General features: G+C 59.3%; 25 protein-coding genes. 8 read left to right on the plus strand and 17 right to left on the minus strand.

Translation table 11 applies throughout. The features are described 5' to 3' along the window. Window positions 1–2 precede the first annotated feature (2 nt). From ACYQ4Z_RS09245 to ACYQ4Z_RS09260, 4 genes are read left to right on the plus strand one after another with little or no spacing between them, the layout of a single operon-like run. Complete coding sequence (locus tag ACYQ4Z_RS09245; RefSeq protein ID WP_459860819.1) at window positions 3–3,179, plus strand: HAD-IA family hydrolase; 3,177 nt, start codon at window positions 3–5, stop codon at window positions 3,177–3,179. Beyond that, window positions 3,179–3,430, plus strand: a complete 252-nt coding sequence (locus tag ACYQ4Z_RS09250; RefSeq protein WP_459860821.1) for a hypothetical protein — start codon at window positions 3,179–3,181, stop codon at window positions 3,428–3,430. Before ACYQ4Z_RS09245 ends, ACYQ4Z_RS09250 begins: the two co-directional genes overlap by 1 nt. Then, a complete protein-coding gene (locus ACYQ4Z_RS09255; RefSeq protein WP_459860823.1) occupies window positions 3,427–4,188 on the plus strand; it encodes a class I SAM-dependent methyltransferase in 762 nt (253 codons plus the stop codon). Before ACYQ4Z_RS09250 ends, ACYQ4Z_RS09255 begins: the two co-directional genes overlap by 4 nt. Continuing rightward, on the plus strand, window positions 4,185–4,820 hold the full coding sequence (locus tag ACYQ4Z_RS09260) for an acyltransferase (RefSeq protein WP_459860825.1): 636 nt from the start codon (window positions 4,185–4,187) through the stop codon (window positions 4,818–4,820). The genes ACYQ4Z_RS09255 and ACYQ4Z_RS09260 overlap by 4 nt, the downstream gene beginning before the upstream one ends. Before the next feature lie 3 nt (window positions 4,821–4,823). Here the strand turns inward: ACYQ4Z_RS09260 and ACYQ4Z_RS09265 are convergent, their stop codons facing one another. The 17 genes from ACYQ4Z_RS09265 to ACYQ4Z_RS09345 all read right to left on the minus strand — a co-directional run bounded on the left by ACYQ4Z_RS09265 (window position 4,824) and on the right by ACYQ4Z_RS09345 (window position 21,799). Further along, complete coding sequence (locus ACYQ4Z_RS09265) at window positions 4,824–5,738, minus strand: peptidyl-prolyl cis-trans isomerase (protein WP_459860826.1); 915 nt, start codon at window positions 5,736–5,738, stop codon at window positions 4,824–4,826. A gap of 39 nt (window positions 5,739–5,777) precedes the next feature. Then, window positions 5,778–6,869 carry a hypothetical protein gene (locus ACYQ4Z_RS09270; protein WP_459860827.1) on the minus strand — a complete coding sequence of 364 codons (1,092 nt, stop codon included), beginning with the start codon at window positions 6,867–6,869 and terminating at the stop codon, window positions 5,778–5,780. A gap of 63 nt (window positions 6,870–6,932) precedes the next feature. After that, window positions 6,933–7,760: a hypothetical protein gene (locus tag ACYQ4Z_RS09275; RefSeq protein WP_459860828.1), complete on the minus strand. Its 828-nt coding sequence runs from the start codon at window positions 7,758–7,760 to the stop codon at window positions 6,933–6,935. A 162-nt stretch (window positions 7,761–7,922) separates the two neighbouring features. Continuing rightward, window positions 7,923–8,384 carry a hypothetical protein gene (locus tag ACYQ4Z_RS09280; protein ID WP_459860829.1) on the minus strand — a complete coding sequence of 154 codons (462 nt, stop codon included), beginning with the start codon at window positions 8,382–8,384 and terminating at the stop codon, window positions 7,923–7,925. Window positions 8,385–8,407: 23 nt separating this feature from the next. Next, a complete protein-coding gene (gene gspD, locus ACYQ4Z_RS09285) occupies window positions 8,408–10,615 on the minus strand; it encodes a type II secretion system secretin GspD (RefSeq protein WP_459860831.1) in 2,208 nt (735 codons plus the stop codon). After that, a complete protein-coding gene (locus ACYQ4Z_RS09290; RefSeq protein WP_459860833.1) occupies window positions 10,612–11,172 on the minus strand; it encodes a hypothetical protein in 561 nt (186 codons plus the stop codon). Before ACYQ4Z_RS09290 ends, gspD begins: the two co-directional genes overlap by 4 nt. Continuing rightward, window positions 11,169–11,759 (minus strand): hypothetical protein, encoded by a 591-nt coding sequence (locus ACYQ4Z_RS09295; protein ID WP_459860835.1) that lies wholly within the window; start codon window positions 11,757–11,759, stop codon window positions 11,169–11,171. The genes ACYQ4Z_RS09290 and ACYQ4Z_RS09295 overlap by 4 nt, the downstream gene beginning before the upstream one ends. Next, entirely contained in the window at window positions 11,756–12,643 is an 888-nt protein-coding gene (locus ACYQ4Z_RS09300) for a PilN domain-containing protein (RefSeq protein ID WP_459860837.1), read from the minus strand. Before ACYQ4Z_RS09300 ends, ACYQ4Z_RS09295 begins: the two co-directional genes overlap by 4 nt. Next, window positions 12,636–13,466 (minus strand): hypothetical protein, encoded by an 831-nt coding sequence (locus tag ACYQ4Z_RS09305; protein ID WP_459860838.1) that lies wholly within the window; start codon window positions 13,464–13,466, stop codon window positions 12,636–12,638. Before ACYQ4Z_RS09305 ends, ACYQ4Z_RS09300 begins: the two co-directional genes overlap by 8 nt. Continuing rightward, window positions 13,436–14,047, minus strand: coding sequence for a prepilin-type N-terminal cleavage/methylation domain-containing protein (locus ACYQ4Z_RS09310; protein WP_459860840.1), 612 nt, complete (start codon window positions 14,045–14,047; stop codon window positions 13,436–13,438). Before ACYQ4Z_RS09310 ends, ACYQ4Z_RS09305 begins: the two co-directional genes overlap by 31 nt. Then, window positions 14,025–14,465, minus strand: a complete 441-nt coding sequence (locus ACYQ4Z_RS09315; protein WP_459860841.1) for a type IV pilus modification PilV family protein — start codon at window positions 14,463–14,465, stop codon at window positions 14,025–14,027. Before ACYQ4Z_RS09315 ends, ACYQ4Z_RS09310 begins: the two co-directional genes overlap by 23 nt. Continuing rightward, window positions 14,462–14,974 (minus strand): GspH/FimT family protein, encoded by a 513-nt coding sequence (locus ACYQ4Z_RS09320; protein WP_459860843.1) that lies wholly within the window; start codon window positions 14,972–14,974, stop codon window positions 14,462–14,464. Before ACYQ4Z_RS09320 ends, ACYQ4Z_RS09315 begins: the two co-directional genes overlap by 4 nt. Next, window positions 14,904–15,356, minus strand: coding sequence for a type II secretion system major pseudopilin GspG (gspG, locus tag ACYQ4Z_RS09325; RefSeq protein WP_459861015.1), 453 nt, complete (start codon window positions 15,354–15,356; stop codon window positions 14,904–14,906). Before gspG ends, ACYQ4Z_RS09320 begins: the two co-directional genes overlap by 71 nt. Before the next feature lie 9 nt (window positions 15,357–15,365). Next, window positions 15,366–16,586 carry a type II secretion system F family protein gene (locus tag ACYQ4Z_RS09330; RefSeq protein WP_459860844.1) on the minus strand — a complete coding sequence of 407 codons (1,221 nt, stop codon included), beginning with the start codon at window positions 16,584–16,586 and terminating at the stop codon, window positions 15,366–15,368. 22 nt (window positions 16,587–16,608) lie between these two features. After that, window positions 16,609–18,285: a GspE/PulE family protein gene (locus tag ACYQ4Z_RS09335; protein WP_459861016.1), complete on the minus strand. Its 1,677-nt coding sequence runs from the start codon at window positions 18,283–18,285 to the stop codon at window positions 16,609–16,611. Window positions 18,286–18,287: 2 nt separating this feature from the next. Further along, entirely contained in the window at window positions 18,288–19,868 is a 1,581-nt protein-coding gene (locus ACYQ4Z_RS09340) for a hypothetical protein (protein WP_459860845.1), read from the minus strand. Between the two features lie 20 nt (window positions 19,869–19,888). Then, window positions 19,889–21,799 carry a polysaccharide biosynthesis protein gene (locus ACYQ4Z_RS09345; protein WP_459860847.1) on the minus strand — a complete coding sequence of 637 codons (1,911 nt, stop codon included), beginning with the start codon at window positions 21,797–21,799 and terminating at the stop codon, window positions 19,889–19,891. A 90-nt stretch (window positions 21,800–21,889) separates the two neighbouring features. Between ACYQ4Z_RS09345 and ACYQ4Z_RS09350 the strand changes: the two genes are divergently transcribed. Genes ACYQ4Z_RS09350 through ptsP form a run of 4 tightly spaced genes read left to right on the plus strand, consistent with a single transcriptional unit; the run spans window position 21,890 to window position 25,625 of the window. After that, window positions 21,890–22,177: a DUF3460 family protein gene (locus ACYQ4Z_RS09350; protein WP_459860849.1), complete on the plus strand. Its 288-nt coding sequence runs from the start codon at window positions 21,890–21,892 to the stop codon at window positions 22,175–22,177. 17 nt (window positions 22,178–22,194) lie between these two features. Beyond that, the gene (locus ACYQ4Z_RS09355; protein ID WP_459860851.1) at window positions 22,195–23,598 is read left to right on the plus strand and encodes an exonuclease domain-containing protein; all 1,404 of its coding nucleotides are present in this window, start codon (window positions 22,195–22,197) and stop codon (window positions 23,596–23,598) included. A gap of 4 nt (window positions 23,599–23,602) precedes the next feature. Then, a complete protein-coding gene (locus ACYQ4Z_RS09360; protein WP_459860853.1) occupies window positions 23,603–23,872 on the plus strand; it encodes an HPr family phosphocarrier protein in 270 nt (89 codons plus the stop codon). Between the two features lie 4 nt (window positions 23,873–23,876). Next, window positions 23,877–25,625 carry a phosphoenolpyruvate--protein phosphotransferase gene (gene ptsP / locus ACYQ4Z_RS09365; RefSeq protein WP_459860855.1) on the plus strand — a complete coding sequence of 583 codons (1,749 nt, stop codon included), beginning with the start codon at window positions 23,877–23,879 and terminating at the stop codon, window positions 25,623–25,625. Window positions 25,626–25,631: the final 6 nt, after the last annotated feature.

Below are 25,631 nucleotides of genomic sequence, written 5' to 3' on the forward strand. Positions count from 1 at the left end.
CTATGACACCGCAATTGCCGACTGCTGCCCCGTTGATTTCGGTCGTCATTCCCGGCTACCGCCATGCGCGTTTCGTGCGCGAGGCGCTGTTGAGCGCGTTGGCGCAAGAAATGCCTCTGGAAATCCTCTTTTGCGACGACGCCTCTCCCGATGCTACCTTTGCTGCCGCCCATACCGTTGATGACCCGCGCATCCGCCGGTGGCGGCATGATGCAAACCGGGGAGCCGATGTCACCCTGAACGAGCTCATTTTGCGCGCCAGCGGGCGTTATATCGCGATCCTCAACAGTGACGACCGGTTTCATCCCGAACGCTTACGGCGTTGTCTCGAAGTGCTTACGCAGGGCGAAGCCGATCTCGTCGGCACCGATATCCGCTTGATCGGTCCAGAGGGTCAACCGATCACAGAGCACTGGTGGCTCGATGCGTACGAAGCTCTCAAAAACGTTTGGCGTACCGAGCGTGACTGGCTCGCTGCCTTATGGGCTGGCAACCTCTTCATGACCTCCTCCAATTTCGTGATGACCCGCGCCCTTTGGGAAGCGATTGGTGGCTTTCGCGCCTATCGCTACGTGCTCGATTACGATTTTCTTCTGCGCGCGCTCATTCATGGCGCCCGTCTCAAGTGGATCGACACTCCCCTGTTGGATTATCGCCTCCACGATTGCAACACCATCTTCGAAAAACCGCTTGCGGCCAACCAAGAAGCAGCGGCGCTCCTGCGCAATACGCTGCCGGGGTTGCTGGCCCGTTTCGGGCACCGGATTCCGCAAATTGCGCACCTGACGAAACAGCTTGCCCGCTTCGAAGAGCTGGAAATCGCGATTCTTCGTGCCGAACAGCACGACGTGCTGACGCATTGGCAGCAGACCTACCGCGCCCTGCAAGCTGCCTTCGACCAGCAACGCGCCGCGGGCGAAGCGCTGCGCCAACATGCCATCCATCTGCTGGCGCAGCGCGAAGAGGCATTGGCCGAACTGGACCATCCCCGAACGGCACCGCCGCCAGCCAAACACTCGTTGCTTTCCCGTACCCGTCAAATCGTTCGCCGCGTTGTGCACAGCTGGCACAACACGCGTGACTTGGCGCGTGCGCTTCCCCAAACGCCGTTGCGTGTCAAAGGGTTCGCTCCGCTCCGCCGTTGGTTGCGTCGCCACCCAGAGATTCGCACGCTTTCGTTCGACGTTTTCGATACCTTGGTGTTGCGGCTTATCGAACCGCCGGAGCGCATCCACCTCCGCTTGGCCGAAGCACTGGCACAGCGCCTTGCCACCTCGTCGCGGCGCGTTTTGAAAGCGCGCGAAGCCGTGGAACAGACCCTCCGCTCCGAAGCCGTTGCCGACGGCCACGACCACGAATGCCATTGGGAAGCGTTGATTCCCCGTTGGATCGAACGTCTGACCCCTTTTCACACGGCCGAGGAACGCGCAGAACTCATCGCGTTTGCCACCCAGGAGGAATTGCGCCTCGAACGGCTGGCGCTGCGCCCCAAGCGAAATGCACGTCTTTTCTTGCGCTGGGCCAAACGAAACGGCTACCGCTTGATTGCCATCTCCGATATGTATCTAGGAGAACGGCAACTCAAGGCACTGCTGGACGCACTCGGTTTTGACGATCTCTTCGACCACATCTTTGTCTCCTCAGAAGCGCGTACCGCCAAATATTCGGGGCGGCTTTTTACGCATGTGCTCGAACGGCTCGATCTTGCGCCGCAGACGGTTCTGCACATCGGTGACAATCTGCACTCCGACGCCATCGCACCCAGCCGCCTGGGCATCCCGGCCTGTTTTCTGGACGAACCGGCAGAGCAACGCCGCAGACGCATGCACCACCGCGCCGCCCATCTGGCGGCCCGTTTTCGTGGCATTTGGCCAGGTCGCGAAATGGCTCAGCTGCTTCTCGACGCCTACCGCTTCGACGCTACGACACGCACCCCGGATCCCTATTTCCAATACGGGCTTACCGTACTGGGCCCAATCTTTGCCACCTTCATGGTGGGACTCATCGAAGCCGTTCGGCGTGATCGACCAGAACACCTCTATTTCCTGGCGCGAGATGGGCATCTCTTCTATACGCTCTACCAGACCGCACGCGCGCGCTTCCCGGAACTCCCTCCTGCGTCGTACCTCTACGCCAGCCGCCGTACGGTTGCCGCCGCCGCAGTTGCCGACGGCCTGACGTCCGAACAAGCCGCGTTCGCGCTGCTTCATCCCAAACAAAAAGGTTTGCAAACGATCTGTAAAACTTTTGCCCTGCCCATCGATGCGCTCGAACCGTTGGCGACGCGGCACCAACTCACCCCATTCGACGCCCCGTTACAAGCCACAGATGCGCGTCTTGCCGCTTTCCTGGCCGATTCCGAGGTGCAATACCGCATCACGCAGCACGGCAAAAGCGCTCGCAAACGTTTGTACGCCTATTTCGCCCAAAACGGTTTTTTTGCCCACCCGAAAGTGGCGCTCGTAGATATCGGCTGGAACGCTACCATCCAGCGCTTTCTGGAACGCGCATTCGCAGCGGAAGTCCCGCACTACCCCAAAGTTTTCGGATACTATTTTGCGTTGGCCAACGCGATTCACTCGGATCCGATCGTCCACGGCAGCGCCACGGGTCTCTTTTCCGATCTGGGGCGCTGTTCCCCCTGGGAACGCGCGCCGTTCGATTTCGAAGAACTGTTTGAGCAGGCGGCACGGGCATTACATGCCACGACGGTAGGTTATGAAGAAAAGCCAGATGGGCAGATTGCCCCCGTGTTGAAACCGGAGACCGCAACCGACCGTCAGGCGGAATGTGCTGCCAACCCTTTGATTGCCCAGCTTCAGGCGGGCGTATCGGCCTGTTGGCGCCATTTCCTTCCTTTGTGGGAGCTGACTGGCCACACCTTTGCCGATCTCAAGCCCTACGCGCTTGCGCTGTGCGAACGTGCAGTGGCCTACCCGGCCGCGGAAGAGGTCGCTCTCATCGCTCGCCTGGCCCACACCGAAGATTTGGGGGACGACCACCTGCTCGAACTCGTCGGCACACCGCTCCATTGGCGCCAACTTCTGCGACCCAGACGGTTAGCACGTGCCCTCGCGCACACCACTTGGCCCTACGCCCCGTTGGCTTCGCTGCCAGTATTTCCTAAAATCGTTGCCCGCTGGGCACACCTCAGAGCTGCATATCGTCGGAGCAATTGATGTTTCGTGCCGATCCCCCCCGTCATCCGGCGTCGCGCCGCCTTCTGCTCGCACCGTGGCAGATCGCGCTGATCGCACTACCCTATCGGGGGCTACCCAAACCGGACTGGGGCTTTTACCCTGGCCTTCGCGCCTTGCTGCGCTACGGTTGGCTCTCCTTTCGGCTGTCACTCCCGCCGCGCGCGCGGGTACGTTACTGGCTTTTGCACCTCTTTGCCTTCCGTTTTACCCAAAGGCGTCGCGCCCGATGAACGATCTGCCCAACCATCGCTACGCCTACGCAATCGATTTGGAGAGCCCTACCGCCCCAGCGCGTGCTTTGGCGCATGTCCCAGCGGGCTGCACAGTACTGGAGCTGGGACCCGGAGCTGGGTCGATGACCCGAATGTTGGCTGCACGGCAATGCGGCGTCACCGCGGTGGAACGGGACCCCGAATGCCAAACGCTCGCTGCGCCCTTCTGCGCGGAATTGATTGCAGGTGACCTGGAACAACCGGAGGAGTGGCTGCCACAGCTTGCTGCGCGCCGTTTCGATGTCATTTTGGCGTGCGACGTGCTGGAACATCTGCGCGATCCAGCGCTGCTCTTGCGCCATTTGCCTGCGCTGCTGGCCCCAGGCGGCGCATTCATCGTCACCATTCCCAACGTCGCCCATTTGGGTATCATCGCGGCGCTGCTCTCCGACGATTTTCCGTACCAGGAAAAAGGGCTGCTCGATGCCACCCATGTGCGCTTCTTCACCCGGCCCACGCTCGCTGCGCTGCTCGAACAAACCGGTTGGCTACCCAAGCACTGGGAGCCGATCCCCCTCGCGCCGCAATACAGCGAATTCGCGAAGCATTGGGCGCAAATCCCCGCGCCACTGCGCGAGCAGTTGGCTGCCGCCACGCCGCATGGGGAGGTCTATCAGTGGCTGGTGGTTGCCCATCCGCGGCTGCCAGACACCTGTGACCTGAAAGCGTCATGGCACGTGCGTTTGCGCAACCGCTTGCAACGGTGGTGGTCATGAGTGATGAAATTTTGGGGGTACCACCCGTTGTCGACCACTTTCCGGGCATCGATCGCATCGGCGTGGGGTGCCGAATCGACGCCACGGTTTCCGTCTACCGCCGTGGCGCGGCCAAACCGACAATTTTCCTGGGCGATGAGGTTTTTTTGTACGCTCAGTGCCGACTGGCCGTGGATGACCCAAACGAAGACCCTTGTGTGCGGCTCGAGATCGGCGCGCACACCATCGTCAATGTCGGCTGTTACCTTTCCGGAGAAGGCGGGTTGACGATCGGCGAAGCGGTGCTGATCGGCCCCCATGTGAAAATCTTGTCCGCCGGCCATCAGATTCATGGGGGAGATCGGTGGATCCGCAACAACCCGCTCACCCGTGCGCCGATCACCATCGGCGCCGGGGCGTGGATCGGTGCCGGCGCAATCATCCTACCGGGCGTGACCATCGGTGAAGGCGCCGTGGTTGGCGCCGGTGCGATCGTCACCCGAGACGTGCCGCCATATCATGTTGCGTTGGGCGCGCCCGTTCATGTATGTTATCCGCGGCGGATGGACGGTGCTGCCCAGCAAATGGCGATCCCGTGGTGGCAAAGGCTCTGGCGCTCGATCACCCACCTGAACCGTCGAAATCAATCCTGACTCTTACTTCAGCTTTGGACCACTGCCAAGCTTTGCGAGCTCATCCCGCCGCGAGTAGGCTTGGTGAATGGCTCGATCGTCCAGCTGGACTTGGTACTCGGCAAAGAGTCGTGCCCGCTCTTTTTTCAGTGTCTGTTTGCGACAATGCACCAATGCGGTTTTGGCAGCATTCGCTTTCACTAACTCCCACGGCACGCGTTGCGCCTCCTGTTTCTCTTGCACCAGGAAGAGATAGACCCGATCGCCATCGACGTAGGGTCCCACCATCTCTCCCGCTTTTGCCGACTTCAATGCGTTGATGATGGGCGCATCCTCTTCCAGAACCACGTACCCCAGGTCACCCATCGGCTCACCCGGATTGAGCTTGCGCGCGTCGGCCAGTGTCTGATCGAAGGTACGGATCCCCTTGACGATCGCCATCGCCTCCATCTGCAGCCACACCGCTGCTGGAAGATTGCCCTGTTTGGCCGCTATCGGCAAAACGATACGCTGCAAGCGCGCGCGCACGGGAGTCATGAAGGCGTCCGGATGCGCGTCGTAATAGCGCTTCGCTTCTGCCTCATCGGCTGGCTCGACGCATTGCTTCGTCAAATCCTTTTCCACCGCTAGGGCATAGGGGTAGTTGAAGGGCATCTTCTCATTCTCGTCTCGTTTCGCAATGCCGCGTTTCTCCCCTTCCTGTTCCAGGAGGCGTGTCCAGGCCAGCTCCTCGACGATCTTGCGCATCCCGGTTTCGGAGCGCGCCAGCCCGCGCCAATCGACGCGCTTGCCGACCTCCGCTTTCACCTCTTCCCAGGTCACCAGCGGCGCTCCCTTTTGCGAGGCCAAAATCAACGGCGCATCTGCCCATGCACTGCGTGCGGCCAATAGACTGGTTCCCACCAAGAGCAGACACACGCCCGCCCAAAATTGCCTCATTGTCGCCATCATTGCTCCCCTGTTCGTAAGGTTACACACTCAGTTCCGGTTGGATGCTTTTTTGGTTTCGTGAGCCACGGCTTCTGCTTGCGCCCAGAGCGGCCCATACCAGACAGAAACCCCATTTCCTGCGCTGTGAAAGACCACTACGTCCTCATGACCGTCCTGATCCACGTCAGCAACGCGCAAGTAACCCGCAAACCCATCCACCGGCAGTTGCCGGGTTTCGCACTGCCAGGTGCGCCAATCACAACGCTGCAAGAACAGGCGGCGATCTTCCCCCCAGACCACGGTTCCGTCGGCAAGTTCCCGCACTGCTACCGCCCCCCAGCCCGGAAGCGGCAGCCAATGGATCGGTTTTCCGAGTTGGTCCCATTCGATCACGGCCGCCTTTCCACCCAGTTCCAATGCCACGTAGAGCTGCTTGCCGTCGCGCGAAAACGCCACATTGCGCGGCACGTGTGGCATCTGCGCGATGGTCTGCACTTGCCACGTTCCATTGGCTTTGCGCGACCACGCGACCACTTTACGGTCGTCCAGACACCCCGCGACCATCGTGATCTCATTTTCCGTAACGCGAACCTCAGGATGCCAAGGGGTTTGGCACCCAGCAAGCTTTTCCGGCTGCTGCCAGGTTTCCGGACCGGTTGCGGCGAAATAGGCCAGCGCATTGCCGGCATAGGGCGAAGCAATGAGATCGACCTCACCCGCAGCGGTGTTCGGGACCGCCCGCACGTCGCGGGGCGGAAATCCCACCACGAGTGACTTCACCGCTTTCGGCCCACTGTCATCGACTTCGGCAATGACAAGGTTACCGCCCGATTCCACGGCTACCGCAAAACGTTTGCCGTCGAGCCAAACCGCCGAATCGGGGTGATAGGCTGTCGGGAGTTCCCCTTCCTTGACCCAACTCCGCCCCTCTGCGCGCACAACGACAGCAGCCCCGCGTTCGTGCGCAACCGCAACCAGTCGGCAACCTGCTTGCCCGCACCGGATATCCCCACCCCAGAATGATCCGAATTCCGACAGGACTTTTTGCGGCGTCGGCGTTGGCGTTGGCTTGCGCGCTACCGTGGCACACCCACCCAATACCATCGATACCGCGAATGCCAATGCAATCTTTCCCTTCATGATGGCTCCTTGCAACGAAAAAGGCGCCCGAAGGCGCCTTTTTGACCAACGAAACCCGTCAGATCAATTGTGCGGGTTCAGAATCGTTTGCACCGCACCGAACGCCGGCGCATCGATCACGCTGTACGAGAAGACCGAGCTAATCGTCGTCGGCACATTCCAAGCAATGAACCCTTCGACGAAGCCAGCGGGACGACCCTGGATGGTTTCCGGATCAAACCAATCAAGCTCGGCGTGCTGAAGGCTAAAGTTCACCGATTTGCGCTCTTGCTGATCATTGTAAATATTGACCGTGTGCGTACCCGACTGGTTACCCGTCGACCACACCACGATCCGGGTATCCGCGTTGTTGAGGAAATAACGCATATAGAGCGTATTCCCACCGGAAGCAGCGCCACCAGCGCTCACCAAAGAGTTCGGCCCCATCGTGGTCAAATTGCCGGTGATGTTAAGCGGACCATCAATAACCGGCACATAAGCCACATCGGCGGGCGGCATCACTTGGAACGCATTAGCACTGAAAATATTGCCCGTGCTAATGGTCGGCGATTGAGCTGAACAGGTGGTGTTTACCGTATCTGCAGCCAACACCAAGTAGCCGCGCTGCCCTTCCAAACCGACACCTGCGGTCTTCGCATTCCAAATGAACGGTTGGAAATCGTTTGCCGTCACCGTGAAGCACCCGTCGGTAACGTGGTTCGAATCTTGATCAAAAAACGTCCAGTAAATGGAAGCATTGTTAAGCGAGATAATCCCAACCGCGGTATATTGGCTACCGTCATGGAAAACGTTGGGAATGACCACACCATTGCTGAATGTACCCATTTGGTACGCCTGGGCTGCGCCCGTGCACGCGGCAGCTACAGCAGCGGCAATCGCAAGCTTTTTCATCGAATCACTCCTTTTAGGTTACAAACCAACCCCTCTAGCGGGAACCCAACCCTTGCACCCGTGGCGCAATGGGTTGCTTAGAACTGTAAAGCAAAGCCGGTAAAAATGCAAGATGTTTCATTCATCGCGGAGGCGTCAGATGTTGCATTCACGCCACAAAACTCACTCCCGCTCCCGATTGGAGTTCGAAAAGAGTCCCGATCGCACATGCTTGTGGTACCACACGCCATCGCGTAGCACCCACGGGTCGGCAATCGTCTGTTCGTAATTCTTGAGAAAGGCCTGCGGCAGGTCGTACCGCAGTTTGACTCGAAGTACCGCTTCGTCGCCTTCGCGTTTCGCGACACCGATCACTTCGGCCGCTTTGAGGATCACGCGGTTGCGCTTCAAATACCCTTGGAGCGTCCAATTCGGATCCAGCGACACCTCCTCGTACGGCCACGCCTTGACCAGGTCGTTGGCGAGCATCGCGGCCCAATAGGCACGGGCCCGTTCGAGCAATGCTGCTTCATCCGTACCTGAAGCCTTTGCTATATGCGGAGCGATAGCGCTGTGGCCACATCCGGCCAACAGCAATCCCACCCCCAGACTTGCCAGCAGACGACGGCGTTTTCCATCGAACATGGGTACAACTCCTTTCTTCGTTGTCACAGTTTTTCGGATGGCACATGGCGCTGAAATGCCCGCATCCGCTGCCGAAGCTCGTCACTCACAGCCCGCAGCGCACTTTCGTTGGGTAGCGCCCGCGGTGTGAGCAGCACGAGCAGTTCGGTGCGGCTGCGGGCACGGCTATTCGTGGCGAAAAGGTTACCTACCACAGGCAGATCGGCAAGTCCGGGGATGCCGCTGCGTCCTGTGGTGTCGTTGTCGCGGATGAGCCCTCCCAACACCACCGTTTCACCGGAACGAACCGCAACGCGGCTTTGGATCTGGCGCGTAAGGAACTGGCGCTGCCCGGTGGCGGCGTCGATTTCGCCCACATCGGTGACTTGCTGGACAATGTCGAGCGTAATCAGTTCCCCGGCGTTGACCGATGGGGTCACGGTGAGCAAAACGCCGGTGTCTTTATAGGTGATCGATTCTGTGGTCACCGAGTTGCTCGAAACAGTGGTGGCGCTCTTTACCGGCTGCTGTTGCCCCACCTGAATGGTGGCGGTGTGGTTGTCCAGCACCAAGACCGATGGGTTGGAAAGCACCCGCAGTTGCGAACGCTCCGCTGCCGCGTTGAGCACCGCGCGGATAATCCCGGCGCGGTTGGTGATCGCGTAGGAAAAGCCGGGTTGCGTTGGGCCAATGCTCCCGCTTTGCTGAAAATTGAGCGTGGCGCTTCCGGTAAAGCCGCTTCCCAACCCATTTTGCAGATACCATTCCAGGCCATACTTCAGGTTGCCGGAAAGCGTTACTTCGACGATGTTGGCTTCGATCAACACCTGTGTGGGTGCCTGATCCAATTGACGCAGCGCGTCGACGATGCGGCGATATTCGCGCCGTGGCGCGCGAATGAGGAGCGCATTCTGCCGGTCGTCAGCGACGATGCGTACGTTGTTCTCCAGTGTGGCCGAAACCGCCGCGCCTGCGTTCGACGACGCAGTGCCACTTGGCCCTGATGTTATCGCGGTACGCAACCCAGCCTGGCTCACGCCTGCAGTACCCTTGGTTCCAGTGTCCCCACTTGCCAAAAGCGGTTGGGGTGTCTTACTGGTGCCACTCCCCCCTTGGGTGGTGGCCAAGCCCGGCGCAACACCACTGGTTTTCGTGACGGCGCGGCCACCTTCCCCGGCAAAGAGGCCATTGAGCAGCTCCGCCAGGTGGCTGGCGGAACTGTTCTGCACTGGATAAACAAAAAGCTGGGGTTCGATTTCGTTGTCTGCAGGCCGGTCGAGCCGCTCGATCCACGTCCGAATCCGTTCCAGGTAACGCGCTTGTGGGGTCACGACCAACAGCGCGTTCAACCGCTCGATTGGCAAGACATTGATCAGGCCGTTGAGCGGCCCGGCCGCAGAAGCGCCTTCCGCGGACGTTCCATCCGCTTGTTGGCCGAGCAACATCGCCACCGCTTTATTCACTTCCTCGACGCTTGCGTATTGCAGCGGAAAAATCCCAACGGACATGCCAGCCAGGTAGTCGACGTCGAAGCTTTCGATGATGTCCATCCACGCGTCGAGTTGCGCTTTGTTGCCGCGCAAAATCAAGAGATTACGCACCGGATCGGCCTTGACCAGCCCGCCTTCCGGCAATAGCGGCTGGAGGATACGACTGATATCTCCGACACCGATATGGCGCAGCGGAACGATGAGTAGCCCCGCCCCCTCCAGACGGGCCCGATCGCTTCCGCGCACCGCGGGTAGGCTCTCTTTGCTGGCATCGAGCGTCGTGACATGGTAGACCCCCGCTCGGTCACGCACCAACGTCATACCGTGGCTTTGCAGCAGTGTCTCCACCACATCCAACACTTGCGGCCGCGGCAACGCCCGTTGCGTCCGGAGGGTGACCACGACGTCGTTGGGCTGATCGATCGTGTAATCGAGTTTGAGCACATCTCCAAGCAGCGCGCGCAAAACGTCGTTGAGCGGTGCCGCTTCGAAATTGAGCACGACACCCTCTCCCTGTTGCAACACCGGATTGGGTGCAGGCGGCGCAGGCAGCTTCACGATTTGCCCGGTACCTGGATAGAGTTGGGGTTGTGGGCGCGAATGGGCTTCGGTTGGCGCAACTTGCGCCTGGGATTGCTGAGGCACGGCCTTTTCCCCTGCAACCGGCGGCTCCGGAAACGCAAAGGGTTCGATGCCACCCGGTTGCAAACCGGCGCATCCGGTAAGCATCACGACGGTGAGCGAGACAATCCATCGCTTCATCTTGGTTTCTCCAATGGATAGCGCCCCCTGCCTTCAGATGGGGGGGCCGCCACACGGGATTGAGGGTTAGGTTCTGCCGTCTTGGCGCGGGGAAGGTCGTTCTTTGGTTTGGATAACGGACGTGGCGTGAGCGGCAGCGTGATGCGCTCGGCACCGCACTGAAATTCGGCCCGGGTTTCGGCAACGGCGGTCAACCGGCAGCCGCGTGGCCCAGATTGGTCTGTTATCCGCCACACACCCTGCTCCGGAATCGCCACCAGCGCCACCCGTTGGTTTGCGGAAGCAAAGAGGGCAAGCAGTTCGCCGCGCGCCAAGGGAATTTTCTCTGCGCCAGCGGTCGCTGAGCGCAATGGTCGCCGGTATTCCCAAAAGAGCGGCCGGGCAAGCGCCTCCTTGAGCGGGCTCGGTGGCGTCTCTTCCGCCAAGGCAGGAAGGTTCGGCAATGCGGGTGGCAATGGCTGCGGCATCTGCCATACGGCTCGGTAACGCGCCGCATCGACGACAGCCGCCAGCCCGATCAAAGCCACCAGCGCCCAGAAAAGCAGACGCGACTTCATTGCCCCGCTCCGGAGACGGTTGGCTGCGCGTTGGAAGCCGAAGCGGCGAACGGCAGAAGAAGCTGAACGGTGAGGCGCACCCGTTGGTGTTCACGGAATTGTTCGCTGCCCCCTTCACGCAACCACAGCGCGCTTTCCAGGATCATCCATGGGCGATGCGCCAACAGCGCACGATGCCATGCATGCACCTGAGCATATTCTCCTGTAACCGTGACGACAGCACGCACCATGGTCAAATCGGGCGTTGCTGTGGATGCGGGTGCAATCGTCGTCTGAAACGCGTTGACCGCGACGCCTTGTTCCCTAGCCAACTGTTCGACGGCTTGTCGCGCCACGGTCTCCGGAGATCCGGCAGCAGCAAAAAGCAGTTTTGCCAACGTTCCCTCAAAAGCGGCGCGACGCGCCGATATGGCCTCTTGCGCTTGCGCAATGCCCAGCAGCCGCTCCAGACGTGGTTGCAGCGCTGCACGAAACTGGACCTGCCGTTCCAAATAGGCTGTGCGGGCGAACCAAAGCGAGAGCAGCACCAGAGCAAAGAACACGAGAGTCTTTGCGCGCAGGACCGTCACGAGCGGCCAACGTCTCATTGTGTCGCCTCCGCAGGCGCGTCCCGCCACTGAAATTCCACGGTAAACCGGTCAAAGCCTGTGCGCGGCTCCCGTGTCGTAGCCAACGGCGTTCGAACATCGGTAATACGCGGATGGCGCTCCAAGGCGGTCAAGAACTGGGTCAAATTCGGGGTCACGCCAAGAATGCGTACTTGCGTGCCCTGTTGCTCCCAACGGTCGATCCATGCACCATCTGGCAGCCGTTCCGCAACCACCTCCCAGACCGCCACCCAGTCACGCCGAATGGCACCAAGCTGCTGCACCGCGGCCATTTTCGCTTCTGCTGCTCGCAGACCCGCCAGCGCCTGTTGTGCAGGCTGCGCGCGACGTTCTGCTGCGGCCAATGCAGCAACCGCTTGTTGCGTGGCTTTCCGCTCCTGCCAAGGTGCCACCAAGAACAGCAAAACAGTGAGCCCAAACGCCACGAGCAGAACAAAAACGGTTCGCCGCATGCGACGGTATATTTTCCGTTCCGCTTGCTGCCAGAAAGCATCCCGAACTGGGATGGCCTTTTCTGTATGCGGGGCCGCGACGACCGCATCGGGCTGATCTGCTTGCTGGCGCACGCGGTCGACCGTTTGATGGTCAGTCACCACCCAGTCGACACGCCATCCTTGCCACTCCGGCGTAGCGCGCCAACCAAAAAGCGCGTGCTCCGGCACCAGAGGACTTTCCTCAAACAGTCGCTCTGCCACCTGTGCGTCCAATTGCGCCCACCGTTGCCGAGGTAACGAAAACGTTCCTTGTAAAAACGTCCCCGAGTCCAAAAGCAGCGATTTTTCGGGCGCCGCAACCAACTGAGCCAACCATGCGCCCATTGCCCAGCGCCAGGCGTCCCACCAGAATCCGATTGTGTCAGCCATCGGCGGCGACCCCCACCACCCGCAGCGGCTCCACGCGCTCCACCGTCCAGGGCCGAGCCGTATCCGGTCGTCTTGCGCGATCGATCCACCAAACTTTTTGCCACACACGGTTATCCGGTGTCACCAACCGTGCCTCGAGACGATAACGCGCAGCATCGCTGTGTTGCGACAGGGGCGCAAAAAGCGCAGAGTCGAGCATTCCGCTCGCTACGGGATCTTGCCCTTGCGCAAGCATCTGGTGTACGAGAAGCGGCATCTGGGGATTCCCCGTGAGCAAGATGAGGAGCTCCGGCGGGACTGCCCGCGCGTCGAGCAGCTGCTGGCCATCGAACCCCAAACTGGCGCGTATTGTATCATGCGCCATTCGGGGCAATTGGAGCGCTGCTAGGAATTGGTCCGGATCCTCCCACCGCGTTTGATGCTGCGCCCGCCTTTTGACGTAATCTGCGGCAACAGAAGGCGGCAAATCCGCGCCACGTTCCAGTAACGCTTGAAGCAATGCGTCGCTGACCACGTTGGGGTCGATCAAACCCGTAGCAGGGGTGACGCGGACCGTCACCGCATTCCCATCGAACTGCCAATGGTGCTCACGATAACGCACTTCCGGCGTCTGCTGCAACAACGCGCTGGTCAACAGTAAGCCTGCTTCGAGCCGCGCCGCGATGGCCGTTTCGTCCCAGAACGATCGTGCGACATCGCTTTGGGTGCGCGCCACGTTGGTCAGCGCCAACGCGGCCACCGCAACGGCTGTCAACAGCCAGAGCACGGCGGGCAAAACGAAACCCGTTGGTTTCACCGCGCGCGGGGCAACACAAAAACCCATGTAGCCGTTTGCCCATTTGTCAAAGTGAATGAAAGGGAAACGCGTGCGGGATGGAAACGCCGATCATGCCACGTATCTTGCCATTCACCCGTGTCGAAGGCTTGGTAACGCCATTGCACCCGCTCGACCCCCTCGAGCAGCAGCACGGTTTCCGCGGTATCCCAATGAGGAAGTTTACGCCCTTCCCACGGCACCAGCGCTGCTTGCAATTGCTTGCGTTCGGGAACGAACTGAAAACGAAAGTGGTACAGCCTAGGTTGGGTGGGATGTTCCGGCAGCGTTGCCAACAGTTGCACAGCGTCCGGATCCCCCTGAAACCAAAGTGTTGCACTTCCATCTACTACGGTACCCAAGGGTTTCAACCCTTCGATCTTACGGCGCAGCAACGCTTCGACGAGTGCAAGACGCTCGCTGGCTACCCGGACGCGATCGCTTCGCTGTAGGGATTCGCCCACCTGATAGATCAAGCCGCTCACGGCAGCCATCAGAAGACTGGCCAGCGTCAGCGCCACCAAGAGCTCCAGCAGCGTGAACCCTTGAATGGGTTGTCGCGCTGAACTAGAAAGCGGGGTCGAGCACATAACTGACGAAGTGAAGCGACGTTTTCGCGCTGGTGCTGGGTGTCAACGTCCAATCGAGTGCATAAAGTGGCGGCAAAGCTGCCGGATCGAATAACGTGGGATCCAATCCTTCGACCAGCGGAGGATCAGGCTGCCACGCCACCGTAACGGGCCGCACTTCCACTTGCCAGTGCCAACCCGAAAAAACACCCGCGCGTTGCGCCAACAGCTCTGACCTCCCCGCAGCCAGCGCCATGAGCGAGCGGACCACCGTCGCTGCCTCTGTGCGTTCACGGCTCTTCGCCCCGATGAGCACCGACTGTCCAACCGAACGGTAAACCACGGCGAACGCCATTGCCGCAATCGTCAAGGCAACCAGTACTTCGAGCAACGAAAACCCGCTGCGCTTGTCGCGCCGCGAACCGCCTCTGCGTCTCATGGCGTGATGGGATAATTTTCGACAAGGCCAAGCAGCCAGTCGACGCGAACCGCCGTAGCTTGTCCCTGGCGGCGCACGATCACGGTGCCCCCTGTATTACCGCCTTCCGGACGAAAAACGATCGCTGCCCGGTCCGCTCCCAAACCCAAATCGGCAACGGTCCATTCCAGCGCGATCCCTTCCGGCAGCCGATACCAGGGACGCTCGTCCAGATAGAGCGTGCGCGCGCGCTGATCATAAACCACCCAGTGTGTTGTGCCGCTCTGCCGCGCTTCGTGTTTTGCCATCATGAAAGCAGCCTGGATTTTGAGCACCGCTTCACGAAAGCGCGCACTTTCCAGCGCTTTGGGCAACCACAATAACGCTGCCCCCGCGACAAGGGCGGCAATGGTCAAAACGACGAGGAGCTCGAGCAGGGTAAAACCCGTTACCCGCCCCTCACTGTGCATAGATATCGGCGTTTTCGCCTTCGCCACCAGGCTGACCATCCGCCCCGAGTGAGAAGACATCGACGGGACCCATTTGTCCAGGGTTGCGGTATTGATAAGGGTGACCCCATGGATCCGTTGGCAACCCCTTCTTGAGGTACGGCCCGTTCCATGCAGAGAGGTTACCTGGCCGACGAACCAGGGCATCCAAACCCTCTTGCGTGGTGGGATAACGGCCCACGTCGAGTTTGAAAAGGTCCAGCGCCTGCTCGATCTCTGCGATTTGCACCCGAGCCGTTTTGGCTTTGGCGCCGCCCAACTGATCGAGCACGCGAGGTCCAACCAGCCCCGCCAAAAGCGCAAGGATCGCAAGCACGACCAAGAGCTCGATGAGCGTAAACCCGACCTGCCAGTGGGCACGAGACCGTTGCCACCGTTTTGGCGCAAACACAAGTTCATCCATCATAAGACCTCACACCAGTTGATTGACCGACAAAATACCCAGCAACACCGCCATGATGATCAGTGCGACCAATGCGCCTAACGTCATGATGATCAGCGGTTCGACGAGTTGCAAGACGCGTCGCGTGCGCGTCTCTGCCCATTCATCGAGACGGTTTGCCACTTCGATGAGGGTTTCTGCTTGCCGCCCCGTTTCCTCACCCAACCGAACGATCTGTTGGACATAGACTTCATTAGGCAGCGCTTGTTCCAGCGCAGTGCTGAAACGCCCTCCTCGCTTCAGCACGTCGCCTACACCCGCCAGTGCTGCTTCCAGGAAGCGGTTCCCCAACGTCTGGTACGCAATTTTAGCAGCGAGCAGCAGCGGCACACCCTGTTTGAGCAGCGTGCCCAGGGTCCGCAGATAACGGGCCAGAATGCGCTGCCGAAAAATGACACCGATGAGCGGCGCGTGCAGGAGCCAACGGTCCCATTGGCTTTGCCCCCGGGCACTGGTGCGCCAGCCATAAAAACCTACAAAGAGCAGCAACAGCCCAGCCAAGAGCCAATGGCCTTGCGCGCGAACCACGTCCCCAGCCTGAACGACCCACTGGGTCAGCAACGGCAACGCATCACCCAGATCGTCGAACAGGGCGCGGAACTGCGGCACGACGAAGCCGAGGATCAATGCAAGCGAGAGCAGTGAAACCACCAGCAGAATCGCGGGATAGGTCAATGCACCGACCAGTGCTTTGCGCGTTGCGAGACGTCGTTCCAAATAATGCACGATCTCTGTCAGCGCTGCCGCCAAATTACCAGTGGCCTCGCCGGCTCGAATCATCGCAAGGAAAAGGGAGCCGAGCTGCGGCTCAAACGGTGCCAGCGCCTGACTCAGCGACTGACCGCGGCGCAATCCTTGCGCGACCGTTCCGATCAACGGTTCCAGTGGCGAACCGGCAAAAAGCCCTTGAAGCAGACGAAACGCGCGGTCCAACGGGACGGCGGCTTGTATCAGCCCAGCCAGCTCGCGTGCGAATTCGAGAACAACCGAGTCGGGCAATGGCGCACTGTTCTTACGACGCCACCGGAGCGACAGAGCGGCTTGCGTTGCACCGTGCGGATTTCGTACGGAATCCGGTGATGGCGCGGCCACAGTGATTTCTAACGGTTCCAACCCTTGCGTCACCAACATCTGCTTCGCGACGGCTTCACTGGCAGCCACCAAGCGACCAGACCGGATTCGACCACGCACATCTCTGGCACGGTAGCAATATTCAGTCTTCCCCATGGGCAACCCGCAAAACCTCTTCTACCGTCGTGACCCCTCGGAACACTTTGCGTGCGCCGTCTTGCAACAGAGAACGCTTGGAGGTTGCTGCCGCATCGATTTCGTCGCTGTCGCCACCAGCAAGGATCACCCGTTTGACGGCTGGCGTCATCGTCAGCAGTTCGTGAATCGCAATTCGCCCCTTGTACCCCGTAAACCGACACTCTGGGCAGCCGTTGGCTGCAAACAGCGTGGCACCTGGAGGTATCGACTCGCCCAAAACCCGCTCTGCTTCCTGCGCCTGGGCAAGCGGCAACGGGGTCTTGCATCGCGCGCACAGCGTTCGCACCAGACGTTGCGCCAAGACACCGATCACGGAAGAGGTGATGAGATAGCGCTCGACGCCAAGGTCGTGGAGCCGAACGGCTGCCCCTGCTGCGGTATTGGTGTGTAGCGTCGAAAGCACCAAATGGCCGGTAAGGGCAGCCTGAACAGCGATTTGCGCGGTTTCGGCGTCACGCATCTCCCCCACCATGATCACATCCGGGTCTTGCCGAAGAAAAGCGCGCAGCGCAGATGCAAAGGTCAACCCGATCGCTTCTTGAACCTGCACCTGATTGACCCCCGGCAGTTCATATTCGACCGGATCTTCGACGGTCAAAATCTTGAGCCTTTCGGTATCGAGCGACCGCAACGCAGCGTACAGCGTCGTGGTCTTCCCTGACCCCGTCGGTCCCGTGAGGAGAAAAATACCGTGTGGCTCCGTCAGCAGTGCTTTGACCGTTGCCAGGATGTCGGGTTCGAACCCCTGCGCCTCCAGTTGCAGGAGCGATTCATCGCGTTCCAGAAGGCGCAGCACGACACTTTCACCATGACGCGTGGGTACGGTAGAGACCCGTACGTCGATGCGACGCCCTTGAATCTTTTGGCTCATGCGACCGTCTTGGGGAAGGCGACGTTCTGCGATATCCAGGTGGGCCAGGAGCTTGACACGGGAAACGATCGCTGCAGCCAGTTCCAGCGGCGGTTCGGCGATCTTTTGCAGCACCCCGTCGATACGCGCACGAACACAAAAAGTGTCTTCAAACGGCTCCAAATGAATGTCCGACGCACCCGCTTCGACTGCCTGAGCAAAAATCTGGTTCACCCACCGAATCACTGGCGCTTCAGAAGCCAGGTCTTTGAGGTGTTCGATCAGTTCGTTCGACCGGTTCGATTCCGCCGCACCCTGAAAATCCGCTTCCGGTTCTTCGGCATTTTCCTCTTGAAACCACGCTTCCAGCGTGGCAAGAATCTCGGTTTCCAAACCCAGTGCAAGCTGCGGTTCTTGATGCAGCGCCAAGCGAAGCGCCTGCTGTACGAGCGGCGAATTGGGTTCGCTGGTGACAAACAGAACATCCGAGGACACATCGCTCAGCGGCAAGAGCGCATGTTTGTGTAAAAAATTGGGATTGAGCGAGCCGAGCTCAGGCGGTGCAGAAGGGAATCGGTCTGCGCGCACCAAAGAAACCTGCAATTGCTCAGCAAGCGCTTCGGCAACGTCCACTTCCGCGCACAACCCCAAACGAACCAGAATACGGCCCAAACGCTCGCCGGGCATATGATTCTGGGCTTCGAGCGCACGGGACAAATCAGCGGGGGAGAGTTTCCCCCGCCGAACCAAAAGTTCCCCGAGTTTTGTCATCGTCACGGAAAAATCACGTCGCTGATCTGCCCGTCAAGATCGCGGACACCCAAGATGATCACCTGATCGATCTGAAGCGTATCCGTGATCCCATCACCATTGCCGTCCGAAACCAGCATGTCCGCATCCGAGCCCAGCTTCAGAACCAATCGCCCACCGCTGGCTTCATAGACCGTAGCCGCGCCCAATGGGTTGTCCATGACCACAGTCTCGGGAATATCGGTATTATTGGGGTCAGGGGTAATTTTCCAGCTTGCCTTGACACCAATGATCAATTCTGTACCAACGGAAATGGTCCCATCCCCATTTTTGTCGAAAAAGCTCCAATCGATCGTCTGATCGAAAGCAATCGACAAATATTCACCGACCTTACTGACACTTTCGATCATCGCTGGAGTGGCTTTCGTTCCTTTACCCAGCGCGCTATCGACGCCTACCATCACCTGTGAAGCCGATTGACCGCCGGGGTAGACATGCGTCTGCGCAAGCAGGTCGACGATGATTGGCTTGACACTGGGATCAGAAGGATCAAGACTATACTGTTCGGCTATTTTCTCCAGTTCCGTACTCACGATCAATTTTTCATTGAGTGACGCGCGATCGGCACCCGTTGCCGATTGGGCGATATACCAGGGGAGCCAGACACCCGCAGAGTTGGCCTGCCCCAGCCAGAAATCGATTTCTTGTTGAGTGGCTTCGCGACCAAACAGGAATTGAATGAGATCTGCGATCGATCCAGCCAAATCTTTGTCGAAATAGGGTTGGAGAAACTCATTGGAAGCTACGAGCGATTGCACAAGGAAAGATAGGTCGCCATTCGTCTGTTTCAGATGGGTCATCCACGTATCGAACTCGTCCTCGGTGGTATCTGCAAATTGCGATGGAGGTCTGCGCAAATAAGCAAGGAATGCCAATTGCAACGTGGTTTCGTAGCCCTGTTCTTTGACAGGCTGCACCACCGTATCAAAATAGGTTGGCACATCGGGGTTCAGTACATTGTTGAGTGCCGTCACCGCATCATCGGCCGTTCTCCCCGAGACTGGATTGATGGTATCGAGCAAATAATCGAAAAGTTGGCGATACGCTACATCGCTGGGATCAGAACCACCCATCAAGGTCAACGCCAACTCAGAAAAAACAACCCGTTCCGTCAGAATGTTGAGATCCTTCCCAGAAGCCGTGTTGAACAATGTCGGCACAAAACGGTAATCGCCTGCCGCCCCCCACCAATATTGAACTTCTTCGGGTGTAGGTTCACGGCCATACAGATTGGCGAAAACATAGTTGATCAAATAGGTTCGGTCGTAGGTCGCAGCCAGATATTCGGGTGTTTGTGAAAGAAAGCGATAGAGAGACTCACTAGGCGCCCCTTGAAGGAGAAGATTGACCCAGCTATTCAACTCATCGTCACTTGGCAGCAACCCGGTGTAACCGATCCACGAACTGATCACCAAGGTCTTATACTGAGTTGTCAGCAACTGCTCGTTGGCCGTTTGCTTAGCTTGTTCTTCAGCGTTTATTTGCCCAGCCAATTTTTCCAACGCATCATTCTTTTTCTGCGACACGATATCACTGATACTCATGATCTCCTCCAAAAAACAGGTTACCGCTTCTCAGCAACAAAACGGTCAGACTGCGCAAAACAGTGTTGATCAAAAACCAATGAAAAGAGCAGTTTTTTCACTTTTTCTTCATCGCGCCATTTCAACGCCAGCTCCAGTTTGGAGAGTGATTCCGTCATTTGCTCTTTCAGTAAGAACGGTTCCATCGCTTGCCGAATCTTGGGGTGCGCTGTAGGACTGACATTCTGGCCAATCACCAGTTCTTCGTGAAGCTTTTCACCAGGACGAAGTCCGACAAAAATGATTTCGATGTCCCCGTCCGGGTTACTCTCATTTCTTTCCGTGAGCCCTGCCAAGCGAATCAATTTTCGCGCCAATTCCAAGATCGATACGGGTTCCCCCATATCGAGGAGAAAAACCTCCCCGCCTCGACTCATACTACTGGCTTGAAGCACCAATTCCACTGCTTCATGGATCGACATGAAATAGCGCGTCACTTCTGGATGGGTGACGGTTATGGGCCCTCCTTTTTTGATCTGACGTTGAAAAAGAGGTACGACGGAACCAGAAGACCCCAACACGTTTCCGAATCGAACGACAGAAAAAGCCGCCCCTTTGTGCTGCATTTCTTGCGCAGCCGCCAGGGTAATCAGTTCTGCCCATCGTTTGGTTGCGCCCATGATATTCGTGGGATTGACAGCTTTGTCGCTCGAAATCAAAATAAATCGTTCAACGCCTGTTGCTTGACACGCTGCAACAACGCGATAAGTACCCAGCACATTGTTTTGCACGCCGGCAATCGGGTTTTGTTCGACCAGTGGTACATGTTTATATGCTGCGGCATGGAAAACGGTGCACACACGGTTCTTTTCGATCAGACTTTCCAACCAGATTTGGTCTTCGACACTCCCTAATGCTGGAACGATCTGCTTAAAACCGATCTCCAACAATTCCTGTTGAACCTTGTAGAGCGCAAATTCATTGGCTTCGACCAAAATCAATTTTTTGGGCGACAACAACGCGATCTGACGACACAATTCGCTCCCGATGGATCCGCCTGCACCGGTTACAATGACATTGCGATTCGTTACCGATTTTCGCACCAAATCCCAATCCGGCTCGACACGGTTCCTACCCAAAAGGTCGCCAACATCCACTTCTCGAATGATTCTGGGCAAATAGCGACCCGCAGCAAAATCGGCAACGGGCGGCATGATGCGCACCCGTAAGTTGTACTGCGTCAGCTGCTCAACCACTTGCCGTCTCTTGTATTCCGAGGCGTGCGGCAATGCGACGATGGCTTCCTGGATGCGATATCGTTTCAGGAGCAGAGGGATATCGGATGGGGCATAGATCGTGACCCCCCCCAGCTCTTTCCCGATGGTTGCAGGGTCGTCGTCAACGAAAGCCGCAGGAAAAAACTCGCGCGTTTGCCGCAATGCGGACACCAACTGCCAACCGGCATCATTGGCGCCATAAATCAGCGCTTGCCGACCTCCGTACTGCCGGTGCAAAGGACGCCACAGCAAAACCCGGAGTCCCAAACGCAGTCCGCCGATCACGGCTACAACCGAAAACCCAAAAATCCACGCAGTCGCAACCAACCGCTCCACAGGCCATTCTCGAAAAAGGATCCCGAGCCAGAGGAACCACAATACGCCAACGAGTAACGACGACTTAATGATCGCGATCAACGCCTGTTCCGTTATATAACGGATGATTTGCCGGTAAAGCCCGAAAAGGAAAAACACCGGCAGCGCACTCAATGCGCCCAACGCAGCAACGATTTTGCTACTGACATCAATTTCCGGATGGGCAATATGGACGGCAGCTGCCGACAAAAAAATGAGTAAAAGCGCATCGATGCTCATTATGATTGCGGTTTTAACGCTTTGAGGCCACTTCGACATCGTCAGCAATGCCTGGTCCCAAAGCCGAAGCGTGTTACCCATTCCGGTCACCCAGACTTTTCGCACTGACAGCATTATAGACGATAGCAGATCTATGCTAACATTGGTTCTCCTCCGGCACAGGAGCTCTTCATGACCGGCTACGTCTCTGAAGCCACCCGTTTCCTGCAGGACTACCTCAGCAACCACCCGGAGCAGCGCGAAGTGGCGCGGCAAGGGCGCGCGTTGTGGTGGGATAAGCCGCAAGACCCGGAAACCACGGCGCAGTTTGCCGCAGCGCGGGTTCCCACCTACCCGTACTATTACGACACCAGCCATCCGCAGCTCGATCCCTTTCGCACGGAAGGGTACCGACCGGCGCTGCCGCCGCGCTTGGCTGCGCGCGTCATGGAGCGTTCTGCCCAAACGGAGCACGCCTGAAGGCTCTGCGTGCCTCTGTGCTGCCCACGCCGTACGTCCTGCTCGATCTCGAGACCACAGGCGCGCATCCGGAGCGTGACCGGATCATCGAGGTAGCGCTCACCCGGGTCACGGATTCTGCGTCGCCCGCTGAGCGGTGGGAGACGCTGATCAACCCTGAAGTGCCCATTCCACCGGTGATCGAACGGCTGGTGGGGATCAGCAGTGCGATGGTCGCCGAAGCGCCAACGTTTGCCGAAATTGCGGAAACGTTGCGCGCGTTCTTGGCCGATGCGGTGCTCGTCGCGCACAATGTTCGTTTCGATTATGGGTTTTTGAAGCAGGCGTTTGCCCGCTGCGGCATTGCGTTTTCTGCGCCCCTTTTTTGCACGGTGAAGTTCGCGAAAGCACTGGAACCGGAGCACCGCCGCCACGGGCTCGACGCGCTGATCGAACGGCACGGCTTTTCGTGTCCGGCCCGCCACCGCGCACGCGGCGACGTTGCGGTGCTCGAACAGTATCTGGCCTTTGCGCAGGCCCATTTTCCGCCCGAACGGCTGTTGATCGCGCGCGAAGCGGCGATGAAGCATCCCGCGCGCCCGCCCGGGCTCGCCGACGGGGTGATCGAGGCGATTCCCGAAACGGCGGGTGTCTATCTCTTTTTCGGCGAAAACGATCTGCCGCTCTATATCGGCAAGAGCAAAGGGTTGCGCAGCCGCGTCACTGCGCATTTCAGCGCAGCTACCCGCAACGCGACGGACGCGGAGATCGCGCGGCAGATCCGCCGCATCGAGTGGTTGGAGACCGCGGGAGACCTGCACGCGCAGCTGGTAGAGGCCGAATTGGTTCAGTCGATGAAGCCGCGCTACAACAAGCGGCTGCGCCACAATCAGGTGGCCGTGGCGATCCACGTCGCGGGTTTGAATGCGGCTACCCGCGCACCGCTCACCGTCACCTATCTGCCGATCCAGGGCACCGATCCCCGCGCTTGGCCTGCTGGGACGTTTGGCGCGTTCTCCAACCGCAAACAGGCGGAACAGACGTTGCGGCAATTGGCGAAAAACCATGGGCTTTGTCCGGTGCGGCTCGGTTGGGAGCCTGCTGCGCGCCGCGCGTGCAGTGCGCATCAGTTGCGTCATTGCCACGGTTGGTGCGCAGGCAAAGAGTCCGCCACGGAACACGACGCGCGCTTGCTTGCGGCATTGCAGCAATTGGCGCCACACCCGTGGCCGCACGACGGTCCAGTTCTTCTCCCTGAAGCAAACGAAACAGGCAGCCGCACGGTCTGGTTTCTGGTCGACCAGTGGTGTCTGCTCGCGCGTTTCGAACGCGAGCCGACACCGGACGAGATTGCCGCCGCGTGCGCAAAACCCTACCGCTTCGATCTCGACGTGTTTCGCATCCTCAAAGCCCACGGGCTTGCCAAACTCTCGGTACAATAGCGCTATGCCACGCACCGATATCGAAATCATCAACAAACTGGGGTTGCACGCGCGCGCAAGCGCCAAGCTTGCGGAGCTGGCGAACCGCTTCCCGTGCGAGATCTGGCTCGAGCGTAATGGTAGGCGGGTGAACGCCAAAAGCATCATGGGGATTTTGATGCTCGCCGCGGCGAAAGGGACCACGGTAACCGTTGAGACGCAAGGCGAAGAGGCTGAAGCAGCGCTCGCGGCGATCGTCGATCTTATCCAGAACCGCTTCGGCGAACCGGAGTAACGCGGTGTCCGCCGTTGCGTTCACGCTCCACGGGCTTGGGGTCTCTTCCGGGATCGCAATCGGTCGCGTCCACCTGGTCTCCCACGCGCTGCTGGAGGTACCGCACTACGAAATCCCGCCGGAACGGGTTGCGGAGGAGCGCACGCGTCTCAAAGAGGCGGTGGATGCGGTACGCACCGAATTGCGGCTGTTGCGCGCAGCGGCCGACCAGAGCGCCGCGCAGCAAGAGCTCGACGCGTTCATCGACCTGCAGATCTTGATGCTCGACGACCCGATGCTCATCGACGCGGCGCTGGAGCGAATCGCGGCAAACGGGATCAACGCCGAATGGGCGTTGGCGCAACAGCTCGAGGAGCTCCTGGCGGCGTTCGAGGCGATCGACGACGCCTACCTGCGCGAACGCAGGCAGGATGTGATTCAAACCGTCGAGCGGCTGATGAAGGAGTTGCGCGGCCTGGCGCGACCGATGCGCGCGCGGCACGAAGATTGGCCGACGATCATCGTCGCGCACGACCTCTCTCCTGCCGATACCATCGGGTTTCGCGGGCAACGGATTGGCGGATTTCTTACCGACGTCGGTAGCCCCACGTCGCACACCGCGATCGTCGCGCGTAGCCTCAAGCTCCCTGCGGTGGTAGGGGTGCGCCACGCGCGCCAGCTCTTGAAAGACGACGAACTGGTCATCATCGACGCGCGCCGCGGGGTGGCGATCGCCAATCCACCGCCAGAGGTGGTCGAAGAGTATCGGTTACGCAAAGCGGAGCTCGATCTCGAGCGCACCCGTCTGGCGCGACTCAAAGAATCGGCGACGCGCACCCTCGACGGCACCGAGATTCAGCTCCACGCCAACATCGAGTCGCCGAAGGATTTGCCTGCCGTGCGTGCGGTAGGAGCGGACGGAATTGGCCTTTACCGCACCGAGTTCCTGTTCACCGAACGCGCCGACCGGCCGTCGGAAGCCGAGCAGTTCGAAGCGTACCGCGAGGTGGTGCGCGGCATGAAGGGCAAACCGGTGACGATTCGTACCTTCGATCTGGGCGCGGACAAGGATTTCGACCTGAGCGATGAGCGGCGCGCACCCGCAAACCCGGCGCTGGGGTTGCGCGGGATCCGCTACTGCTTGGCCGAACCCGCCTTTTTCCTCACCCAATTGCGGGCGCTGTTGCGTGCCGCGGCGTGCGGGCCTGTGAAAATTTTGCTGCCGATGGTGATGCACGCGAGCGAAATCGATCGGGCGCGGCAACTGATCGCGCAGGCGCGCAGCGAACTTGTCGCCGAAGGAGTCAAAGTGCCGGAACAGATACCGGTGGGCGCGATGATCGAAGTCCCTGCGGCGGCGATCGCGTTGCCGATGATCGCGCGCCGGGTCGATTTTCTTTCGATCGGCACGAACGACCTCATTCAATATACGCTGGCGATCGACCGCCAAGACGACGCCGTTGCCGAACTCTACGATCCGCTCCACCCCGCGGTGCTGCGCCTGCTCGCTGGGATTCTTTCGTTTGCGGCGCGGATCGATCTCCCTGTTTCGCTGTGCGGCGAATTGGCAGGCGACCCGGACTACGCGTGGCTCCTTGCTGCGCTGGGGTTACGCGAATTCTCGATGCATCCGGAGCGGTTGCTGGAGGTACGGCAGCGGCTGCTCTATGCGAACCTGGACGAATTGGCGCCCAAAGCGCAACGTTTGGTAAAACTGGACGAACCACAAAAGATCCGCGAGGTGTTTGCGCGCTTCAACGACGGGGCGCGGTAGCCGCAG

This window comes from Hydrogenophilus hirschii (assembly GCF_054656675.1).

Bases quoted from the DNA above. Each gene is read 5' to 3' on its own strand.
- ACYQ4Z_RS09320 (WP_459860843.1), bottom strand. From the start codon at position 14,974: ATGTCTTCTCACTCGGGGCGGATGGTCAGCCTGGTGGCGAAGGCGAAA.
- ACYQ4Z_RS09270 (WP_459860827.1), bottom strand. From the start codon at position 6,869: ATGAAGGGAAAGATTGCATTGGCATTCGCGGTATCGATGGTATTGGGT.
- ACYQ4Z_RS09280 (WP_459860829.1), bottom strand. From the start codon at position 8,384: ATGTTCGATGGAAAACGCCGTCGTCTGCTGGCAAGTCTGGGGGTGGGA.
- ACYQ4Z_RS09360 (WP_459860853.1), top strand. From the start codon at position 23,603: ATGCCACGCACCGATATCGAAATCATCAACAAACTGGGGTTGCACGCG.
- ACYQ4Z_RS09245 (WP_459860819.1), top strand. From the start codon at position 3: ATGACACCGCAATTGCCGACTGCTGCCCCGTTGATTTCGGTCGTCATT.
- gspG (WP_459861015.1), bottom strand. From the start codon at position 15,356: ATGGATGAACTTGTGTTTGCGCCAAAACGGTGGCAACGGTCTCGTGCC.
- ACYQ4Z_RS09350 (WP_459860849.1), top strand. From the start codon at position 21,890: ATGACCGGCTACGTCTCTGAAGCCACCCGTTTCCTGCAGGACTACCTC.
- ACYQ4Z_RS09275 (WP_459860828.1), bottom strand. From the start codon at position 7,760: ATGAAAAAGCTTGCGATTGCCGCTGCTGTAGCTGCCGCGTGCACGGGC.
- ACYQ4Z_RS09260 (WP_459860825.1), top strand. From the start codon at position 4,185: ATGAGTGATGAAATTTTGGGGGTACCACCCGTTGTCGACCACTTTCCG.
- ACYQ4Z_RS09250 (WP_459860821.1), top strand. From the start codon at position 3,179: ATGTTTCGTGCCGATCCCCCCCGTCATCCGGCGTCGCGCCGCCTTCTG.
- gspD (WP_459860831.1), bottom strand. From the start codon at position 10,615: ATGAAGCGATGGATTGTCTCGCTCACCGTCGTGATGCTTACCGGATGC.
- ACYQ4Z_RS09290 (WP_459860833.1), bottom strand. From the start codon at position 11,172: ATGAAGTCGCGTCTGCTTTTCTGGGCGCTGGTGGCTTTGATCGGGCTG.
- ACYQ4Z_RS09265 (WP_459860826.1), bottom strand. From the start codon at position 5,738: ATGAGGCAATTTTGGGCGGGCGTGTGTCTGCTCTTGGTGGGAACCAGT.
- ACYQ4Z_RS09255 (WP_459860823.1), top strand. From the start codon at position 3,427: ATGAACGATCTGCCCAACCATCGCTACGCCTACGCAATCGATTTGGAG.
- ACYQ4Z_RS09345 (WP_459860847.1), bottom strand. From the start codon at position 21,799: ATGGGTAACACGCTTCGGCTTTGGGACCAGGCATTGCTGACGATGTCG.
- ACYQ4Z_RS09310 (WP_459860840.1), bottom strand. From the start codon at position 14,047: ATGTGCTCGACCCCGCTTTCTAGTTCAGCGCGACAACCCATTCAAGGG.
- ACYQ4Z_RS09295 (WP_459860835.1), bottom strand. From the start codon at position 11,759: ATGAGACGTTGGCCGCTCGTGACGGTCCTGCGCGCAAAGACTCTCGTG.
- ACYQ4Z_RS09300 (WP_459860837.1), bottom strand. From the start codon at position 12,643: ATGGCTGACACAATCGGATTCTGGTGGGACGCCTGGCGCTGGGCAATG.
- ACYQ4Z_RS09335 (WP_459861016.1), bottom strand. From the start codon at position 18,285: ATGACAAAACTCGGGGAACTTTTGGTTCGGCGGGGGAAACTCTCCCCC.
- ACYQ4Z_RS09340 (WP_459860845.1), bottom strand. From the start codon at position 19,868: ATGAGTATCAGTGATATCGTGTCGCAGAAAAAGAATGATGCGTTGGAA.
- ACYQ4Z_RS09305 (WP_459860838.1), bottom strand. From the start codon at position 13,466: ATGGGTTTTTGTGTTGCCCCGCGCGCGGTGAAACCAACGGGTTTCGTT.
- ACYQ4Z_RS09315 (WP_459860841.1), bottom strand. From the start codon at position 14,465: ATGAGACGCAGAGGCGGTTCGCGGCGCGACAAGCGCAGCGGGTTTTCG.